At 61.1% G+C, this 16,305-nt stretch carries 14 protein-coding genes; 13 read left to right on the forward strand and 1 reads right to left on the reverse strand.

The window, feature by feature from the left end:
• Nucleotides 1–35: 35 nt before the first annotated feature.
• On the forward strand, nucleotides 36–1,253 hold the full coding sequence (locus BUB62_RS13650; RefSeq protein WP_234988710.1) for a tetratricopeptide repeat protein: 1,218 nt from the start codon (nucleotides 36–38) through the stop codon (nucleotides 1,251–1,253).
• Nucleotides 1,254–1,262: 9 nt separating this feature from the next.
• Here the strand turns inward: BUB62_RS13650 and BUB62_RS13655 are convergent, their stop codons facing one another.
• Nucleotides 1,263–2,738: a DUF5723 family protein gene (locus tag BUB62_RS13655; protein ID WP_143164172.1), complete on the reverse strand. Its 1,476-nt coding sequence runs from the start codon at nucleotides 2,736–2,738 to the stop codon at nucleotides 1,263–1,265.
• Nucleotides 2,739–2,989: 251 nt separating this feature from the next.
• On the opposite strand from BUB62_RS13655, the gene BUB62_RS13660 reads away from it, so the two are divergent.
• From BUB62_RS13660 to BUB62_RS13715, 12 genes are all read left to right on the forward strand, one after another.
• A complete protein-coding gene (locus tag BUB62_RS13660) occupies nucleotides 2,990–4,453 on the forward strand; it encodes an aldehyde dehydrogenase family protein (RefSeq protein ID WP_073110938.1) in 1,464 nt (487 codons plus the stop codon).
• Nucleotides 4,454–4,773: 320 nt separating this feature from the next.
• Nucleotides 4,774–6,819, forward strand: coding sequence for an FAD-dependent oxidoreductase (locus tag BUB62_RS13665; RefSeq protein ID WP_073110939.1), 2,046 nt, complete (start codon nucleotides 4,774–4,776; stop codon nucleotides 6,817–6,819).
• A 96-nt stretch (nucleotides 6,820–6,915) separates the two neighbouring features.
• Nucleotides 6,916–7,338, forward strand: a complete 423-nt coding sequence (locus tag BUB62_RS13670) for a hypothetical protein (protein WP_073110941.1) — start codon at nucleotides 6,916–6,918, stop codon at nucleotides 7,336–7,338.
• 481 nt (nucleotides 7,339–7,819) lie between these two features.
• Complete coding sequence (locus tag BUB62_RS13675; RefSeq protein ID WP_073110997.1) at nucleotides 7,820–8,488, forward strand: ABC transporter ATP-binding protein; 669 nt, start codon at nucleotides 7,820–7,822, stop codon at nucleotides 8,486–8,488.
• A 43-nt stretch (nucleotides 8,489–8,531) separates the two neighbouring features.
• Nucleotides 8,532–9,032: a hypothetical protein gene (locus BUB62_RS13680; protein WP_073110943.1), complete on the forward strand. Its 501-nt coding sequence runs from the start codon at nucleotides 8,532–8,534 to the stop codon at nucleotides 9,030–9,032.
• Nucleotides 9,033–9,274: 242 nt separating this feature from the next.
• Nucleotides 9,275–10,516 carry an ABC transporter permease gene (locus tag BUB62_RS13685; protein ID WP_073110945.1) on the forward strand — a complete coding sequence of 414 codons (1,242 nt, stop codon included), beginning with the start codon at nucleotides 9,275–9,277 and terminating at the stop codon, nucleotides 10,514–10,516.
• Nucleotides 10,517–10,713: 197 nt separating this feature from the next.
• Nucleotides 10,714–11,955, forward strand: a complete 1,242-nt coding sequence (locus BUB62_RS13690; RefSeq protein WP_073110947.1) for an ABC transporter permease — start codon at nucleotides 10,714–10,716, stop codon at nucleotides 11,953–11,955.
• A 160-nt stretch (nucleotides 11,956–12,115) separates the two neighbouring features.
• On the forward strand, nucleotides 12,116–13,234 hold the full coding sequence (locus BUB62_RS13695) for an efflux RND transporter periplasmic adaptor subunit (RefSeq protein WP_073110948.1): 1,119 nt from the start codon (nucleotides 12,116–12,118) through the stop codon (nucleotides 13,232–13,234).
• A 243-nt stretch (nucleotides 13,235–13,477) separates the two neighbouring features.
• The gene (locus BUB62_RS13700) at nucleotides 13,478–14,578 is read left to right on the forward strand and encodes a DUF3616 domain-containing protein (protein WP_073110950.1); all 1,101 of its coding nucleotides are present in this window, start codon (nucleotides 13,478–13,480) and stop codon (nucleotides 14,576–14,578) included.
• 66 nt (nucleotides 14,579–14,644) lie between these two features.
• Entirely contained in the window at nucleotides 14,645–15,160 is a 516-nt protein-coding gene (locus BUB62_RS13705; RefSeq protein WP_073110952.1) for an acyl-CoA thioesterase, read from the forward strand.
• A gap of 104 nt (nucleotides 15,161–15,264) precedes the next feature.
• Nucleotides 15,265–15,837 (forward strand): type 1 glutamine amidotransferase domain-containing protein, encoded by a 573-nt coding sequence (locus BUB62_RS13710; protein ID WP_200799930.1) that lies wholly within the window; start codon nucleotides 15,265–15,267, stop codon nucleotides 15,835–15,837.
• A gap of 155 nt (nucleotides 15,838–15,992) precedes the next feature.
• A partial coding sequence (locus BUB62_RS13715; RefSeq protein WP_073110954.1) for an IS5 family transposase occupies nucleotides 15,993–16,305 on the forward strand: 313 nt, incomplete at its 3' end.

Below are 16,305 nucleotides of genomic sequence, written 5' to 3' on the forward strand. Positions count from 1 at the left end.
ATTCTCACAGCATGTATCGGACAAGCCTTCTTCTTTTGCTTCTGCTGGCCCCCTGGCTCGGCCGCGCCCAGCGCCTGGATTCCGCATTGGTGCCGCTGATGCCCAAGGTAGATCTGGCCAATGTGGAGGTGGCCCCCGCGGCCAACACCAAAGGCTGGCTGCTGCTCGACAAAGACATGCAGCTGGAGCTGGACGGGGCCATTCACAACCTCTACAACTTCAAGTTCGACAAAGCCGAGCGGCAGTTTCGCTCCCTGCGCCGCCGCTACCCCGAGCACCCGCTGCCCTACCTGCTGATGGGCCTGAGCCAGTGGTGGAAGATAATGCCCACCAACCTGCGCGAGAAAAAATACGACAAAGCTTTCTTCGCCTACATGGACACCACCGTGCGCAAGGCCGAAGTGCTCTACAAGCAGGATAATGAAAACTACGAAGCCGCCTTTTTCCTGTCGGCCGCCTATGGCTTCGATGCCCACCTGAACGCCGAGCGCCGCAACTGGAGCAAGGCCACCTTCAGCAGCCGCCGCGCCCTCGACTACCTGCAGAAAAGCAAGCAGGCCAATGGCCTGAGCCCGGAGTTCCTGTTCGGCCAGGCGCTCATCAACTACTACCAGGTCTGGATTGCGGAAAACTATCCGCTGCTGCGGCCAGTGATGCTGTTCTTCCCTAAAGGCAACAAGCAGCTGGGCCTCACGCAGCTCAAAAACGTGGCCGACAACGGCTTTTACACCGCCCCGGAAGCCAAGTTTTTCCTGATGAAGATTCTCTTCGAGGAAGAAAAAAACCTGCCCGCCGCGCTGCCCACCGCCCGCTATCTGGCCAACAACTACCCCGACAACGCCTTTTTTCAGCGCTTCTACGCCATGGTCGTCTACCATGAAAACGACCAGGTGGAGTGCGAGCGGGTCAGCCGCGAGATATTGGCCAAAATAAATCAGGGGATGCCAGGGTATGAGGCCATTAGTGGCCGCTACGCCACGTATTTTCTGGGCACCATCATGCAGCAGCGCAAGCAGTACGCCGAGGCCAAGGACTACTTCCAGCGCTGCGTGGTATTTGCCGAAAGCACCGGCGAAACCAGTAGCGGCTTCTGCGTGTCGGCCACGCTCAACCTGGCTCGTCTCGCCGACGATGCCCACGACCAGAAGGCCGCCCTACGCCACTACACCGAGGTAGAAGACAAAGCCGAGCGCGACACGCCGGCTTACCGCGAAGCCCGCGACTACCTCAAAACCCACAAAAAGCAGTCGTAGCAGGGCCGCTCACAGCCCCGGCTTCTGCAGCCGCGCGGGGCCGTGCTTTTTGGCTTTGTATCCTTTGTTAGCCAGGCTTAGCGCCAGCTGCGCATAGCCGTTGAAGCCGTAGGGCTTGCTCGAATCGAACACCGGGGCCAGGTCGTTGGAGCCGATGGTGACGCCGCCCATGCGCAGCATCACGCCGTAGGCAAACGTCTGATAGCCATTGATTAGCGAGATGGGCGCGGCCAGCTCCAGCCAGTTGCTTTCGAAGCGCGGCGTGAGGGCCACGAACGAAAACGTGCGCATGCCCACCGCGTAGCGGCCCCGCAGGCCCTGGCTCACCGAAAGGTTGGCGTAGAGGTGGCGGCGCAGGCAGTAGTCCACGTCCAGGTTCAGGGCCGTGGGCAGGCCGGCCCGAAAACGGTTTTCCCGCTTGTGGGTCTGGGTGCGCAGAATGCGGTTCAGCCGGGTATCGAAGTTGTCGAAATCGATGCCTTCCAGGTCGGCTTCGCTCACGCTGGTATTGGTGGCCCGGATGTCGTTGTAGGCCGCCGCGTCTTTGTCGTAGCGCAGGCCGCCCAGGTCGGTGATGGAGGCCGAGAGGCGGTAGCGGTACTTGTTGCGCGAATTATCGAGCCGCTCCACGCCTTTTTTGTCGATGTAGCGGTACTGGCCCAGGTTGGGGCGATTTTCATACACCACCCCGATATCGGCTCCCCAGCCCGCGCCCGGCGCGCCGCTGGCCGTGAGCAGGTCCACGGCATTTTCCACCGTCACGTCGTCGAAGGCGCGGGGGTTGGAGTAGCCGAAGGCCGCTTCGAGGCGGTTGAGGCGGAAAGTGGAGTCGCCGGTGGCCGTGGTGCGCGTCACCACCTCGTAGTCGGCTTTGCTGCTCTGCAGATAGGCCGAGCCAAACCCGATGAGCCGCTTGACCGTGAGGCCCGCCTTGAGAAAATGCTCACTGTTATCGAGCACCACCTGCCCGTACGTAAGGTTCCACTCGGCGAAGAGGTTCATGTTCAGGTTGAAGGTGTTATCGGTGGAGCGGCCGCGCTCCTTGAACCCGTCCACGGCGTTGCGAAGCAGGTTTTCTGACACGCCGTTGCCCTGCATAGCCGAGCGCACGCGGGTGCCAAACGCTAGGCCGCGCTTCGGACCCACGCGCACCATCAGGCCCGGTCCGCGCACGTTCAGTCCCGCGCTGATCAGCTTGGCCTTGTCGCTCTCGCGGCGGGTCAGAAACTCCTTGCTCAGGTCCAGGTCCTCATCCGACTTCTGCGGGCTCCAGGCCCCGGTGTAGCGGTAGGCCGTATTGGTGGCGTGGGCATCCACGGCCAGCAGGTGCAGTTGCACCACGTAGCGGTTGTCGGCCACGTGGGCCGGGTTCCAACTCAGGCCCGTTAGGCCCGAATAGTTGCTGCGCGTGCTATTGAAAAGCTGTTGCGCCGTCGCGTTGCCGGCCGCCATTGACAGGCTGAATACAAGTACAGATTTGAGCATGGGTGTGGGGTGTGAAGGGCAGGATATAGCTGGCGCAGAGCCGTGGCGGCGGCCTGGGCCAATCAACAAAATCGGGGAAAGCGCAATGGCAGCACAAGGCCAGCGGAGCCAGCCAGACATAGTTCAGATTGTGAATATACCTTCTATTTATTTAATTATAAAATATATTAATTAAATTACATGATTTGCTTTTCCCTGCATCCTTGCCGAACTTGAAAAATTCCCCGGCTTCATCTTTCAGCCCGCCCCCAATGCCGTCCACCATTTCTGCTACTTCCGCTACCGCCGCTACCGCCGCCGCGCCGGATACCGCTGCCCTGCACGCCACCTTCGACCGACTGCGGGCACGAAGCGCCGCCCTGCGCCAGGAAGGCTGGGAGCCCCGCGCGGCCCGCCTGCGCAAGCTGGGCGAGTGGCTGACCAACAATCAAAAACGCATCCAGCAGGCACTCTACGCCGATTTTCGCAAGCCCGCGCAGGAAGTGGATCTGTCGGAAATCTACACTTCCCAGATCGAGCTGAAGCATACGCTGCAGCACCTGAAAAAGTGGATGAGCCGCCGCCGCGTGGGCACGCCGCTGCCGCTGCTGGGGGCCCACGGCTGGATGCAGCCCGAGCCTAAGGGCGTGGTACTCATCATTGCGCCCTGGAACTATCCGTTCTACCTGGCCATCGATCCGCTGATTTCGGCTTTGGCGGCCGGCAACTGCTGCCTCATCAAGCCCTCGGAAATGACGCCAGCCACCAGCCGCCTGCTGCGCGAACTGGTGGAAGAAACCTTCGAGCCTACTGAAGTAGTGGTATGCGAAGGCGACAAAGACCTGAGTACGGCCCTGCTGCGCCTGCCCTTCGACCATATTTTCTTCACGGGCAGCCCGCAGGTGGGCAAAGTTGTGATGCGGGCCGCCGCCGAGCACCTCACCTCCGTCACGCTGGAGCTGGGCGGCAAGTCGCCGGTGGTGGTGGATGAAACCGCCAACCTGCGCGACGCGGCCGAGAAAATCGTGTGGGGCAAGTTTCTGAATGCCGGCCAGACCTGCGTAGCCCCCGACTACCTGCTGGTGCAGGAGCAGGTGCGCGACGAGCTGGTGCAGGAAATCCGGCAGGCCACGCGCCGCCTCCACGACCCGAACGGCACCGGCGTGCAGCACTCCGACTCGTTTGCCCGCATCGTGAATAGCCACCATTTTGAGCGCCTGAGCCAGTTGCTGGAAGAAGGGCAGCGCCGCGGCGGCACCCTCGAAATGGGCGGCATCGTTGATGCGGCGGAGTGCTTCATTGAGCCCACACTCATCAGCGGCGTGCCTGTTGATGCGGGCTTGTGGCGGGAGGAGATTTTCGGCCCCATTCTGCCCCTGCGCACCTACCGCACCCTGCCCGAGGCCGTCGATTTTGTGAATGAGCGACCCCGCCCGCTGGCGCTCTACCTGTTTTCACGCAGTGCCGAAAATCGCCGCTACCTCCTCCAGAATGCCCCTTCCGGCGGCGCGGCCATCAACGATACTGTTGTGCATCTGATGCACCCCGAACTGCCCTTCGGCGGGCTGGGCAACAGCGGTATGGGCCGCTGCCACGGCCGCTACGGCTTCGATGCCTTCTCCAACCTGAAAGGCGTGCTGCAACAGCGCGTCGGCCAGACGTCGGTGAAGCTGCTGTATCCGCCTTATACCAGCAAAGTGAAGCGGATGATTGAGCTGGTGATGCGGTGGTTCTGAGAAGATAAAACACCCTCAAAGTAGCCGCAGCGCGGCGGCAGGTTTGTAGTAACCAAATAGATAGGAGCAAAAAGCCGCGTAGCGGTGACAGAACCGCCCGAACGAGTCTGTCACCGCTACGCGGCTTGCTTCTTTCACCCATTCTAATTCTACAAACCTGCCGCCGCGCTGCGGCTACTTTGCAACGCGGGGTAGATTTTCAGGAAAAAAGCCATGCTGACCGACTGATCCAGAGACTTTCAACAACGCTGCATGCCGAGCAACTGCGGAAAATTGCCGATATTTTCGGAGGCAAAGCCCTTGCCCCAAACCCGCCGCCCATGACACCCACTGAAGCCCACCGCACCACCCTCCGCGCCCTCGCCGATACCTTCATTCCCGGCTTCGAAGGCAAAGCTGACCACGCCGAATTTTGGCGGCGCAAGGGCTCCGAGGGCGTGGATGTGGACCTCGTTTTTGCGGTAATTGCGGAGCAGCCCCAGACCGCGCAGCAGGAATTTCGGAAGCTGCTGGGGCTGCTGAACAGCCCTATGCTGGGCATTACGTGGCTGGGGCCGCTCAAACCGTTTCACCGGCTCACGGCCGAGCAGCGTCAGCAGCTGCTGCGCAGCTGGGCCCAGAGCAACCTGCCGCAGCTGCGCAAAGGCTTCCATGCTCTGCGCAAGCTGCTGGTGTTCTTGTACTACGGCAGCTCCGGTGCCAATCAGCCCAACGGGGCCTGGGAGGCCATTGGCTACGCCGGCCCCCTGCCCGATGAGGTGGTGGATACGCCCCGGCCCATCCGGACCCTGCAGCCCACCGCCGACGTGACTTACGACTGCGACGTGCTGGTAATCGGGAGCGGGGCGGGCGGCGGCGTGATAGCCGGCGAGCTGGCCGCCGCGGGTCAACGTGTGCTGGTGCTCGAAAAGGGCCCTTACTGCCATGGCTGCGACTTTACGCAGCGCGAAGTGGAGATGCTGGGCAAGCTCTACGATGCTAAAGGCACCCTCAGCACCCAGGATGGCGGCATCGGGCTGCTGGCCGGCAGCTGCCTGGGCGGTGGCACCACTGTGAACTGGGCCGGGGCCTTCCGCACCCCCGACTATGTGCTCCAGGAATGGGCCCGTGAGCATCAGGTGCCGCATTTCGCGTCGCTAGAATTCAAGAAAAGCCTCGACGCCGTGAGCCGCGCCCTGAGCGTGAACATCGACTACACCCGCCACAACGGCCAGAACCAGGCCCTGTGGGACGGCTCGCGCAAATTGGGTCAGGAAGTGAAGCTGATTCCGCGCAACGAAAAAGGCCTCTCCGATGCCGACCCACACTTCAAGGGGCTGGGATACAGCACCCTCGGCGACCGGTACGGCATCAAGCAGGGCACGCTGAACACGTATTTGTTGCAGGCTTTTGAGCACGGAGCCCGCATCTTGGCCGATACGCGGGTGGAGCGCGTGACTATCCAGGAGGGCCATGCCACCGGGGCGGAGGCCGTGCACACCACCGCCGACGGCCACGCGGTGCGCGTGACGGTGCAGGCCCGGCGCGTGGTGGTGGCGGGCGGCGCGGTGCAGTCGCCGGCGCTGCTGCTGCGCAGCGGGCTGCGGCACCCGCACTTGGGGCAGCATCTGCACCTGCACCCCACGGTGGTGGTTTCGGCCCGGTATCCGGAGCGCATGGATCCCTGGCATGGCCCCAGCATGTCGGTGGTGAACGACTGCTTCACGATGTTGAATGGCACCAACTTCGGCGCGAAGCTCGAAACGCCGCCAGCGCACATCGGCCTGATGGCGATGGTGTTGCCGTGGCAGAGTGGCGAGCAGCACAAGCAGATGATGCTAAATTCTGCTTACCTGGGCAGCTTCATCGTGCTGACCCGCGACCGGGACGGCGGCCGCGTGAGCATCGACAAAAACGGCGCGCCACTTATCGACTACACCCTCAGCGACTTCGACCGCGCCAACATGCTGCAGGGCGTGCGGGCCGCCGCCGAGATTCATGCCGCGGCGGGCGCTACCGAAATCTATCTGCCCCACGGCACGCTGCCCACGCTGCAGGTGAGAGATGGCCGCATTCAAAACCCCGAAGTGCTGGACCAGCTGCCGCATTTGAGCTGGAAAGCCAACCAATTCGGCCTCTACAGCGCCCACCAGATGAGCACTTGCCGCATGGGCGGCGACGCGGCCACGCACCCGGTGAGCCCCAGCGGCGAAACGTACGAGGTCAAAAACCTGTTTGTGGCCGATGCGTCGGCGTTTCCGGCGTGCAGCGGCGTCAATCCGATGCTCACCATCATGGCGCTGGCGCACTATACGGCCCAGGGAATGAAGGCCAACCCGCCGGCCGCGGTGCAGGCTGGGGGGCGGGCCGTGGAAATGGCCTCGTAGGGCCCGCTGGCCGGGGTTTGTGGGCTTCCGGCGGTCAAGCATAGCCGCGCGGGGGCGTTTTCGCGTACTCAGGGCGCACTCTCACTCTTCGCTGCTATGCTTGCTGCCCGTTCCCTGCTTCTGCTGGCCGTTTTCGGCACGTTCACCTTTGGCTGCGCCCGGCGCAACAAAGTCAATATTCCAGAAGCCAAATCGGTGGCCGTAGCGCCGGCAACCCCGGCTCCCGTGCCCAAAGCCGCCGCCCGCGACCTAGCCGACGTGATGACCGACGAGCTGGGCCTCAGCACCGACCAACAAACCAAGGTGCGAGCTATCTTAAAAAGTACCGTCGAGCAGGTAAACGACGCCCGCCAGCGCCTGGGCACCGATAAAACGGCCCTGAATACCGAGCTGCGCCGCATCAACACCTCCGCTGAAAGTGACCTGCGCACGGTGCTCTCGGCCACGCAGTACAAAGAGTATCAGGCCAAGAAGCGCACCATGCAGACCCAGATGCAGGCCAAGCGGGCCGTGAAATAGGCGTTGGCGCTGGCCCGTTGGGACGATTTCATTGGTAGCCCGCCCAGGTGGCAAAACAGCCGCATAGCGGCGGCAGGTTTGTAGAATCAGAACGGGTAAAAGAAATCAAGCCGCGTAGCGGTGACAGAGCTGTGCGAGCGGTTCTGTCACCGCTACGCGGCTTTTTAATTGCTTGAGGCCAAATTCTCTTTGGGCATTGATATTACAAACCTGCCGCCGCGCTGCGGCTGTTTTGTAACGGGCTCACACACTGGTTGTCGGCTTTATTCTCAGCGCCCCGGCGGGCGTAGCGGATGAGCCCGAGAAACGTCAGGCAACTATCCTGATGAAACGTGCATCTGTCGTGCTGCTGCCGGATAGGTAGGAAATAGGAGAGTAGAAAATATCTGCCTTTTCGCTTGACTTTTCAAAGGGTAAACTTCTACTTTGTATTGCCTGCTACTTGGTGATGCATTTAAGCTCAGCGCTGCTGCTGCCGACTATGATTCAGTTGCAAAACATCCGCAAAAGCTACGAAGTGGGAGCCAACCGGCTGGAGGTGCTCAAGGGCATTGATCTGCACATCCGGCAGGGCGAGCTGGTAAGCATTATGGGCTCGTCGGGGTCGGGGAAAAGCACGCTGCTCAACATTGTGGGCATTCTCGACGACTTCGACCAGGGCGACTACACGCTGGCCGGCACCCGCATCGACCGGAACCTGTCGCAGACGCGGGCGGCGCAGTACCGCAATCAGTTCTTGGGGTTCGTGTTTCAGTCGTTCAACCTGCTGAGCTTCAAGAGTGCGCTCGAAAACGTGGCCCTGCCGCTGTACTATCAGAAAGTAGGGCGGCGCGAGCGGAACCGGCTGGCGCTGGAATACCTGGACCGCGTGGGCCTGGCCGACCGCGCCGAGCACCTGCCCAGTGAGCTTTCGGGCGGGCAGAAGCAGCGCGTGGCCATTGCCCGCGCCCTTATCAGCCAGCCCAAGCTGATTCTGGCCGACGAGCCAACCGGGGCCCTCGACACGCAAACCACCCAGGAGGTGATGGACATCTTCAAACAGGTGCACCGCGAAGGCATGACGGTGGTCATCGTGACCCACGAAAACGACATTGCCGCCCAAACCCAGCGCATGATTCGGGTGCGCGACGGACTGATTGTGAATCAGTGACTTAATGATGTAGTGCGTTGTATTTCACCAACTTTTTTGCGCCATGAAAAACCGCTTTTTCCTCTTGATGGCCGCCCTAATACTGCTCGGCGGCAGTGCCCGGGCCCAAGTGCCGGCTGCCGAAACCCAGGCCCTGGCCAAGCAGCTGGCCCAACTGATGCGCAACCCGCACAAGCCGAAGCAGGATGTCTATTTGAAGCTGAGTGGCTGCCACGCCGAGCAGATAATCCGCGACCGGGACGCGGATGTGCAGACGAGCAAGCCGCTGGCCGTGAGCTACAACAGCGGCAATTCGGGCTGGGCCATGAAGATGGACAACGGGGTGTTTGAAATGAAGCTGGCCTTCGACTGGGCCGACGTAACTTCCCTGACCTACACGCCCGAAACGGACGACGACGGCCAGAAACACTACCAGATCAAGATCAAAAAAGGCAAAAAGGGCAGCAACATGAGCTTCGACCTGCCGCTCTACACCACCTCGGAAGCCACCGTGAAAGACGTAGTGCGCCGCCTGGAAAAGCTGCGCCAAAGCTGTGGCAATTAGAGCCGTTTTTGGGGTTGGGGTGCCTGGCGCGGCTGCCAGACCTCACCCCCGACCCCGGTTCGCTTTAGGCGCGAAGCCTTGGGGAGAGGGGAGCCGGATGACCTGTGCACCAACCAGAAAACTGCAGTAGGAATTAAGAACTAAGAATTGCCGCGGTGGTCCAATCCATTCTTGCAACAGCAAACCAGCCTATCAACCCATTAGCACATCAGCACATCAGCACATTAGCACATTAAGAAATAATGTTCGACCTCGATAAATGGCAGGAGATTCTGGGGACGATGCGGCGCAACAAGCTGCGCACGTTCCTGACGGCCTTCGGGGTGTTTTGGGGCATATTTATGCTCGTGCTGCTGCTGGGCGCGGGCAAGGGAATGGAAAACGGCATCTGGAAGGAGTTTGGCGGCGGGGCCATGAACAGCCTGTTTGTGAGTGCCGGCAAAACCTCGCTGCCGTGGCAGGGGCTGAAGCCGGGCCGTGAAATCAAATTCACCAACGATGATATGGAAGCCATTCGCCGGCAGGTAGATGGCGTGGAGCTGCTGGCCTCCCGCAACCGGCTGTTTGGCGAATACACCATCATCAACGGCTCCAAAAACGGCTCGTATCAGGTGTTTGGGGCCAATGCAGAATTTTTTCAGCTCAATGGCGAAAAGCTGGTGGCCGGCCGCCTGCTGAACCCGCTCGACGGCATGGAGCAGCGCAAGGTGATGCTGCTGGGCGAGAAAGTGCGCAAAGTGCTGTTCGGCGACAGCAGCGGCCTGGGCAAGTTCGTGCGGGTGAAGGGCGTGTTTTTCAAGGTGGTAGGCGTTTTCACTACCACCCAGAACAACGGCCGCAACGAGGAGCGGGCTTTCGTGCCCTTCACTACGTTTCAGACCGTTTTCAACCAGTACAACCAGGTGCAGCGCATCGGCATCAGCAGCCGCAAGGGTACGCCGGTGAAGGAGCTGGAAGACCAGGTGCGGGTGCTGCTGGCCCGCCGCCACCAGTTCGACCCCGCCGACAAGCAGGCCCTGGAGCTGGACAATAACGAGGAGGAAGTGCAGCGCTTCGAGGGTTTGTTCAGCGGTATCAAGCTGTTTGTGAGCGTGATTGGGGTGCTCACGCTGGTGGCCGGCGTGGTGGGTGTGAGCAACATTATGCTCATCATCGTGCAGGAGCGCACCCGCGAAATCGGGGTGCGCAAGGCGCTGGGGGCCACGCCCTGGAGCATTATCAGTATGATCGTGCAGGAATCGGTGGTAATAACCAGCCTCTCGGGCTACTTGGGCCTGCTGGCCGGCGTGGCCCTGCTGGATGCGGTGCGCTACGCGCTGGAAAAAGCCGGCGGCACCACCTCGTATTTCGACCATCCGGAGGTGAATTTCGGCGTGGCCGTGAGTGCTACGCTGTTGCTGGTGGTGTCGGGGGCCGTGGCCGGGCTGATTCCGGCGATGAAAGCGGCAAATGTGAAACCGATTGAAGCCCTCAGAGCCGAATGATTACTGCTACAAACAAGATTAGAATTAGCTCCCCTCCTTTTTTCAAGGAGGGGTTGGGGGTGGTTAGCTAGCGCTAGAAAATCGTTGAACGTCGTCTAATTCTAGTAACCACCCCCAACCCCTCCTTGAAAAAAGGAGGGGAGCTAAAACCTAACTCTCCTAGCTTCTAACTCCTGGCTCCTAGCTCCTTCCCACCCATGTTTGACCTTGATAAATGGCAGGAAATCCTCGGGACGGTGCGGCGGCACAAGCTGCGCACGGGGCTCACGGCGTTTGGCGTGTTCTGGGGGATTTTTATGCTGGTGGTACTGCTGGGCGCGGGCAAGGGCTTCCGCAACGGCGTGGAAAAAGAGTTCGACGTAGCCAAAAATGCGGTTTTTGTCTGGACGCAGCGCACCAGCGTGCCGTATGCGGGGCTGAAAGTGGGGCGCTTCATTCAGCTCACCAACGATGACGTGGCCGCACTGGAGCGCGAGGTGCCCGAGGCAGCCGTTATTCTGCCCCGCAGCTCTCTGGATGGCACATTTACGGTGCAATACGGCACCAAAAGCTCGTCGTTTTCGGTGAATGGCGAATACCCCGGCTACCCGGCCGTGAAGGCGCTGCACCTCACGGCCGGGCGCTTCATCAACGATATTGACATTAAAGAGCGGCGCAAGGTGGCCGTCATCGGCGACCGGGTGGCGGAGGTGCTGTTCGGGACGGCCAACCCATTGGGGCAGGAAATCCGCATCAAGGGCATTTTCTTCCGCGTGGTGGGCCTATCGAAGGCCGAGGGCAAGCCCGAAAACGCCCAGCAGGATGCCCAAACCATCATCATTCCGCTCACGGCCCTGCAGGTTACCTTCAATCAGGTGAATCAGGTGGGCTACTTCGCCTTCATTCCCAAAACCGGCACCCCGGCCGCCATCGTCGAAACTAAGGTGAAGCAGATTCTGGCCCGGCAGCACAAAGTGGCCCCCACCGACGACCGGGCATTTGGCTCGGCCAACGTGGAGGAGGAATACGCGCGGGTGCAGGGGCTGTTTACCGGCATTTCGGGCTTCAGCTGGCTGGTCAGCATCGGCACTATCCTGGCTGGCATCATCGGGGTGAGCAACATCATGCTCATTGTGGTGAAGGAGCGCACCAAGGAAATCGGGATTCGCAAGGCGCTCGGGGCCACGCCCTGGAGCATCGTGAGCCTGATTGTGCAGGAAAGCATCGTCATTACGGCAGCTGCCGGCTCGTTTGGCCTGCTGTTCGGCACGGCCCTCATGGCCGGCATCAACTCGCTGATTGCGGGCCAGAACGTGGGCTTTTTTGCCAATCCGCAGGTCGATATCGGCGTGGCGGCTACGGCGGTGGTGGTGCTGGTAGTGGCCGGAGCCGTGGCCGGCCTGGTGCCGGCGCTGCAAGCCGCACGGGTGCAGCCCGTGGTAGCGCTGAAAGACGAATGAAACCGATGTTTTCTCTCAACTCAACCCCCGGAAGGGTCCGGCTATGAACAACCAAGCGCCGCCAGAAGAAGCCATTGCTGTAGAGCCCAGAGGAACTTCAGTCGCCCCGCGCCCAATCCGGCCGGAGCCGTATCAGCCGCCCAAAACCCCGTTTATTACCATGAAACGCATCTTTCTTACGCTGCTGGTGCTGTTGCTGCTGGCCGGGTTTGGCTGGCTGGGCCGCTATTTCTGGAAGCAGGCCCACACCGACCCTATCACTTACAAAACCGAAACGCCCTTCATCACCGATATCGTAAAGAAAACGGTGGCCACGGGCAGCATCGTGCCGCGCCGCGAGGTGCAGATCAAGCCCCAGGTTTCGGGCATTGTGGAGGAGCTGTATGTGGAAGCCGGGCAGCCGGTGAAGGAAGGCCAGCTGCTGGCCCGCATCCGCACGGTGGCTAACGCCGGCAACGTGAACAACGCCCAGAACAGCATTCAGGCCGCCCGCGTAGCCCTTGAAACCAGCCAGACGGAGATGGAGCGCCAGCGCCCTTTGTTCGAGCAGAAAGTTATTGCCGAGCAGGAATTTAACCGCCTGCTGGCCGATGTGCGGGCCAAAAAGCAGGCCCTGAACGCCGCCCAGAATGACCTGCAGATTGCTCAGAAAGGCGCTTCGCGCAACACCGGTGGCGCTTCCAACTTGGTGCGCTCCACCATCACGGGTATGCTGCTCGATGTGCCCGTGAAAGTGGGCTCGTCGGTGGTCGAGCGGAATAACTTCAACGAGGGCACCACCATTGCCGCCATTGCCGACATGCAGAGCCTCGTGTTTGAGGGCAAAATCGACGAGAGCGAAGTGGGCAAGGTGCGCGAGGGCATGGACCTGAACCTGATTATCGGGGCGCTGGAAAACCAGTCGTTTCCGGCTACGCTCGAATACATTGCGCCCAAGGGTATTGCGGAGGAAGGCGCCATCAAGTTTCAGGTGCGGGCGCGGCTGAAGCTCAAGCCGGGCCAGTTTCTGCGGGCCAACTACTCCGCCAACGGTGACATCGTGCTGGGCCGCCGCACCAAGGCGCTGGCCATTCGGGAAAGCCTGCTGCAGTTTGGTAAAGTGAACAAGGACAGCGTGTTTGTGGAGGTGGAAACTGCGCCCCAGCAGTTTCAGAAGCGCCTCGTGAAAACCGGCCTCTCCGACGGCATCAACGTGGAAGTGCTGTCGGGACTGGCCAAAACGGATAAGGTAAAAGTGCTCGGGCCACCGGCGGAAGGGGAGAAGAAGGAGGATAAATAAGGCTGTCATCCTGAGCAGCGCGAAGGACCTTCCTCATAGTCTACTGCAACCTCAATTCAATGCACAAAGCCCTTTGCCATCCGGATGGTAGAGGGCTTTGCTCGTTTAAGCAGGCTTTGTAGGCCATTGGAGGAAGGTCCTTCGCGCTGCGTACGCCAGATAGAGGATGACAGATGACTTTAACAGCCAACCCAAGCCAGCACCGGGCCGTTATCCTTTTCTACCTTTCCAAACCGCCCGCCCATGCGCCCTCAGTCCTACACGCTGCATTTCAATGCCAAGCTCAGCCTCAATGCCGCCGAAAAGCACGTGCGCGACGGCCTCTCCACGGCACTCTGCACCGGCGAGAACCTGTGGCTGAGCTGCGACGAGCGTACCAGCATTGAGCGTCTGCGCCGCACCGGGCCGCTGGAATTTGGGCAGCACACCTCGTACCGGCTCACCGAGCTGCTCGATCTGCCCGCCGACGCCGAAAGCGAAATAGACGTGGAAGGCCTCGCCGCCACCGACCACTACCTCTGGGTTATCGGCTCGCACAGCCTCAAGCGCAAGCAGCCCGATGCCGAGCACGAAGACGTGAGCAAGCAGCTCGCGAAGCTGGCCAAAGTGCAGGCCGACCCCAACCGCTACCTGCTGGCCCGCATTCCGCTGCTGCTAAACGAAGCCACCGGCGACTACGAGCTGCACAAAAGCGCCGCCCACCCCACCAAAGCCAACGAGCAGCTCCACGCCGCCCAGCTCCACGGCAACGCCGAAACCAACGAGCTGCTGGACCTGCTGGCCCACGACCCGCACCTGCAGCCCTTCATGGCCCTGCCGGGCAAAGACAACGGCTTCGACATCGAAGGCCTGGCCGCCACCACCGATGGGCGGCTGTTTGTGGGGTTGCGCGGGCCGGTGCTGCGCGGCTGGGCCATCGTGCTGGAGCTGCTGCCCGAACTGGACAAGCACGGCCGCCTACGGCTGGGCAAAATCGGGGGCGAGCAGAAATACTACAAAAAGCACTTTCTGGACTTGGGCGGTATGGGTCTGCGCGAGCTGCGCCTCGCCGGCGACGACCTCTACCTGCTGGCCGGCCCCACCATGGACCTCGACGGCACCATTGCCGTGTATTGCTGGCCCAACGCCCTCAACCAGCCCGGCGACACCCTGAACGGGGCCGATAAGATTCACCGCTACTTCGACGTGCCCCACGGCCACGGCCCCACCAGCGGCCAGGACAAAGCCGAAGGCATGGCCCTGCTCGACGACAAGCGCCTGCTCATCGTGTTCGACAGCCCCACGGCCGCCCGCAAGCCGGCCGCGCAAGTGGTGCTGGCCGATGCCTTCCGGCTGCCGAAATAGCGGCCGGGCCGGTGGCGTTGGGGCCTGCGCCCTACCTTTGCCGCTTCCATTACCTCTTCTGCATTTATGGCTACTGCCCTGCTCCGCACGCCCGAAACCACGCACCGCATTCATTTTCAGGACTGCGACATGCTGGGCCACCTCAACAATGCCCGCTACCTCGACTACTTTCTGAACGCCCGCGAGGAGCACACCACCCGTCACTATGCCCTGAACCTAGGCCAGCTGGCCCGCGAGGAAGGCGCCGGCTGGGTTATCACCAAGCATCACCTGGCCTACCTGCGCCCTGCCAACCACGGCGAAATCGTGCGCATCCGCACCCAGCTTATTCATTTCGACAACTCCAACCTGGTGGTGGAAATGCTCATGTTCAGCGAAGACGGCAGCCGCCTGAAAGCGGTGCTGTGGTCGGAAATGGCCTTTGTGCGCGTGGCCTCCGCCACCCGCACCGACCACTCCGACGACCTGATGGAGCTGCTCGATCAGCTGGATGTGGAAGACGTGAGCTATGACCCCGACGGCTTCGATGAGCGGGTGAAGCACCTGCGCAAACAGCTCAAGCGCGACCGAAAGGAGGAATAATGTACTAACCTCCGCCACGCGGGTGCGTTAACAGAAAGCCAGTTCTGCCGCGGGCGGGGCTGGTTTTCGCATTTCCGTTCTACCTTCTAAAACACCCAAACTTTATGAGCATTTTCAGCAGCGACAGCCTCAAAGGCAAGAAAATCGCCATCATCGCCACCGACGGCTTCGAGCAGTCGGAGCTAGAAAAACCGAAGAAGTTTCTGGAAGGCGAAGGGGCCGAAACCCACGTTATTTCCCTGAAAAGCGGCTCCATTAAGGGCTGGGACCAAAAAGACTGGGGCGACAAAGTGGACGTGGACAAAACCATCGACGCGGTGAAAGTGGCCGACTATGACGCTCTGGTGCTGCCCGGCGGCCAGATGAACCCCGATATCCTGCGTACCGAGAAGGCCGTCGTCAGCTTCATTGGCGAGTTTGTGCGCTCCGGCAAGCCCGTCGCTGCCATCTGCCACGGCCCCTGGCTGCTGGTAGAAGCCGACGTGGTGCGCGGCAAGCAAATCACGAGCTGGCCCAGCGTCAAAACCGACCTCAAAAATGCCGGGGCCCACTGGGTTGATGAAACCGTAGTAGTCGATGGCAACATCATCACCAGCCGCAACCCCCAGGACATTCCCAACTTCAACGAGAAGATCAAGGACGCCCTGACCAAAGTGGCCATGAAAACCAACGCGTAGCGCCACCAGCGCGTCATTCCGAGCGCAGCCGAGGAATCTCGCGTGCTGACGTCTGATTACTATTCAAACGTCAGCACGCGAGATTCCTCGGCTGCGCTCGGAATGACGGGCTAGAGCGTGAGGACAATTACCTTTCGGTAAACTACAAGGAGAAGATGCATCGTCATGAAATCACGGACCGGCAATGGGGGTTGGTCGCGCCGCTGCTGCCGGGCAAAACCACGGATTGCGGCGTGACAGCAGCCGACAACCGCTTGTTTTTCAACGCCGTGGTGTGGCTCTTGCGCACTGGGGCCGCGTGGGCGGACCTGCCTGAGCGTTTCGGTAAGCCCAATTCCGTCTGTCGTCGCTTCCGTCGCCTGGCCCAAAAAGGCGTGTGGGAAGCGGTTTTCCAGGCCTTGCAAGCGCCGGAACTCGACTGGGTCATGCTGGATTCCACCGTGCTACGCGCCCACCAGCACTCGGCCG

Source organism: Hymenobacter daecheongensis DSM 21074 (assembly GCF_900141805.1).
Taxonomy (GTDB): domain Bacteria; phylum Bacteroidota; class Bacteroidia; order Cytophagales; family Hymenobacteraceae; genus Hymenobacter; species Hymenobacter daecheongensis.

Excerpts from the sequence above, each read along its gene's own strand:
- BUB62_RS13655 (WP_143164172.1), bottom strand. The coding sequence starts at position 2,738 with ATGCTCAAATCTGTACTTGTATTCAGCCTGTCAATGGCGGCCGGCAAC.
- BUB62_RS13660 (WP_073110938.1), top strand. The coding sequence starts at position 2,990 with ATGCCGTCCACCATTTCTGCTACTTCCGCTACCGCCGCTACCGCCGCC.
- BUB62_RS13665 (WP_073110939.1), top strand. The coding sequence starts at position 4,774 with ATGACACCCACTGAAGCCCACCGCACCACCCTCCGCGCCCTCGCCGAT.
- BUB62_RS13670 (WP_073110941.1), top strand. The coding sequence starts at position 6,916 with ATGCTTGCTGCCCGTTCCCTGCTTCTGCTGGCCGTTTTCGGCACGTTC.
- BUB62_RS13675 (WP_073110997.1), top strand. The coding sequence starts at position 7,820 with ATGATTCAGTTGCAAAACATCCGCAAAAGCTACGAAGTGGGAGCCAAC.
- BUB62_RS13680 (WP_073110943.1), top strand. The coding sequence starts at position 8,532 with ATGAAAAACCGCTTTTTCCTCTTGATGGCCGCCCTAATACTGCTCGGC.
- BUB62_RS13685 (WP_073110945.1), top strand. The coding sequence starts at position 9,275 with ATGTTCGACCTCGATAAATGGCAGGAGATTCTGGGGACGATGCGGCGC.
- BUB62_RS13690 (WP_073110947.1), top strand. The coding sequence starts at position 10,714 with ATGTTTGACCTTGATAAATGGCAGGAAATCCTCGGGACGGTGCGGCGG.
- BUB62_RS13695 (WP_073110948.1), top strand. The coding sequence starts at position 12,116 with ATGAAACGCATCTTTCTTACGCTGCTGGTGCTGTTGCTGCTGGCCGGG.
- BUB62_RS13700 (WP_073110950.1), top strand. The coding sequence starts at position 13,478 with ATGCGCCCTCAGTCCTACACGCTGCATTTCAATGCCAAGCTCAGCCTC.
- BUB62_RS13705 (WP_073110952.1), top strand. The coding sequence starts at position 14,645 with ATGGCTACTGCCCTGCTCCGCACGCCCGAAACCACGCACCGCATTCAT.
- BUB62_RS13710 (WP_200799930.1), top strand. The coding sequence starts at position 15,265 with ATGAGCATTTTCAGCAGCGACAGCCTCAAAGGCAAGAAAATCGCCATC.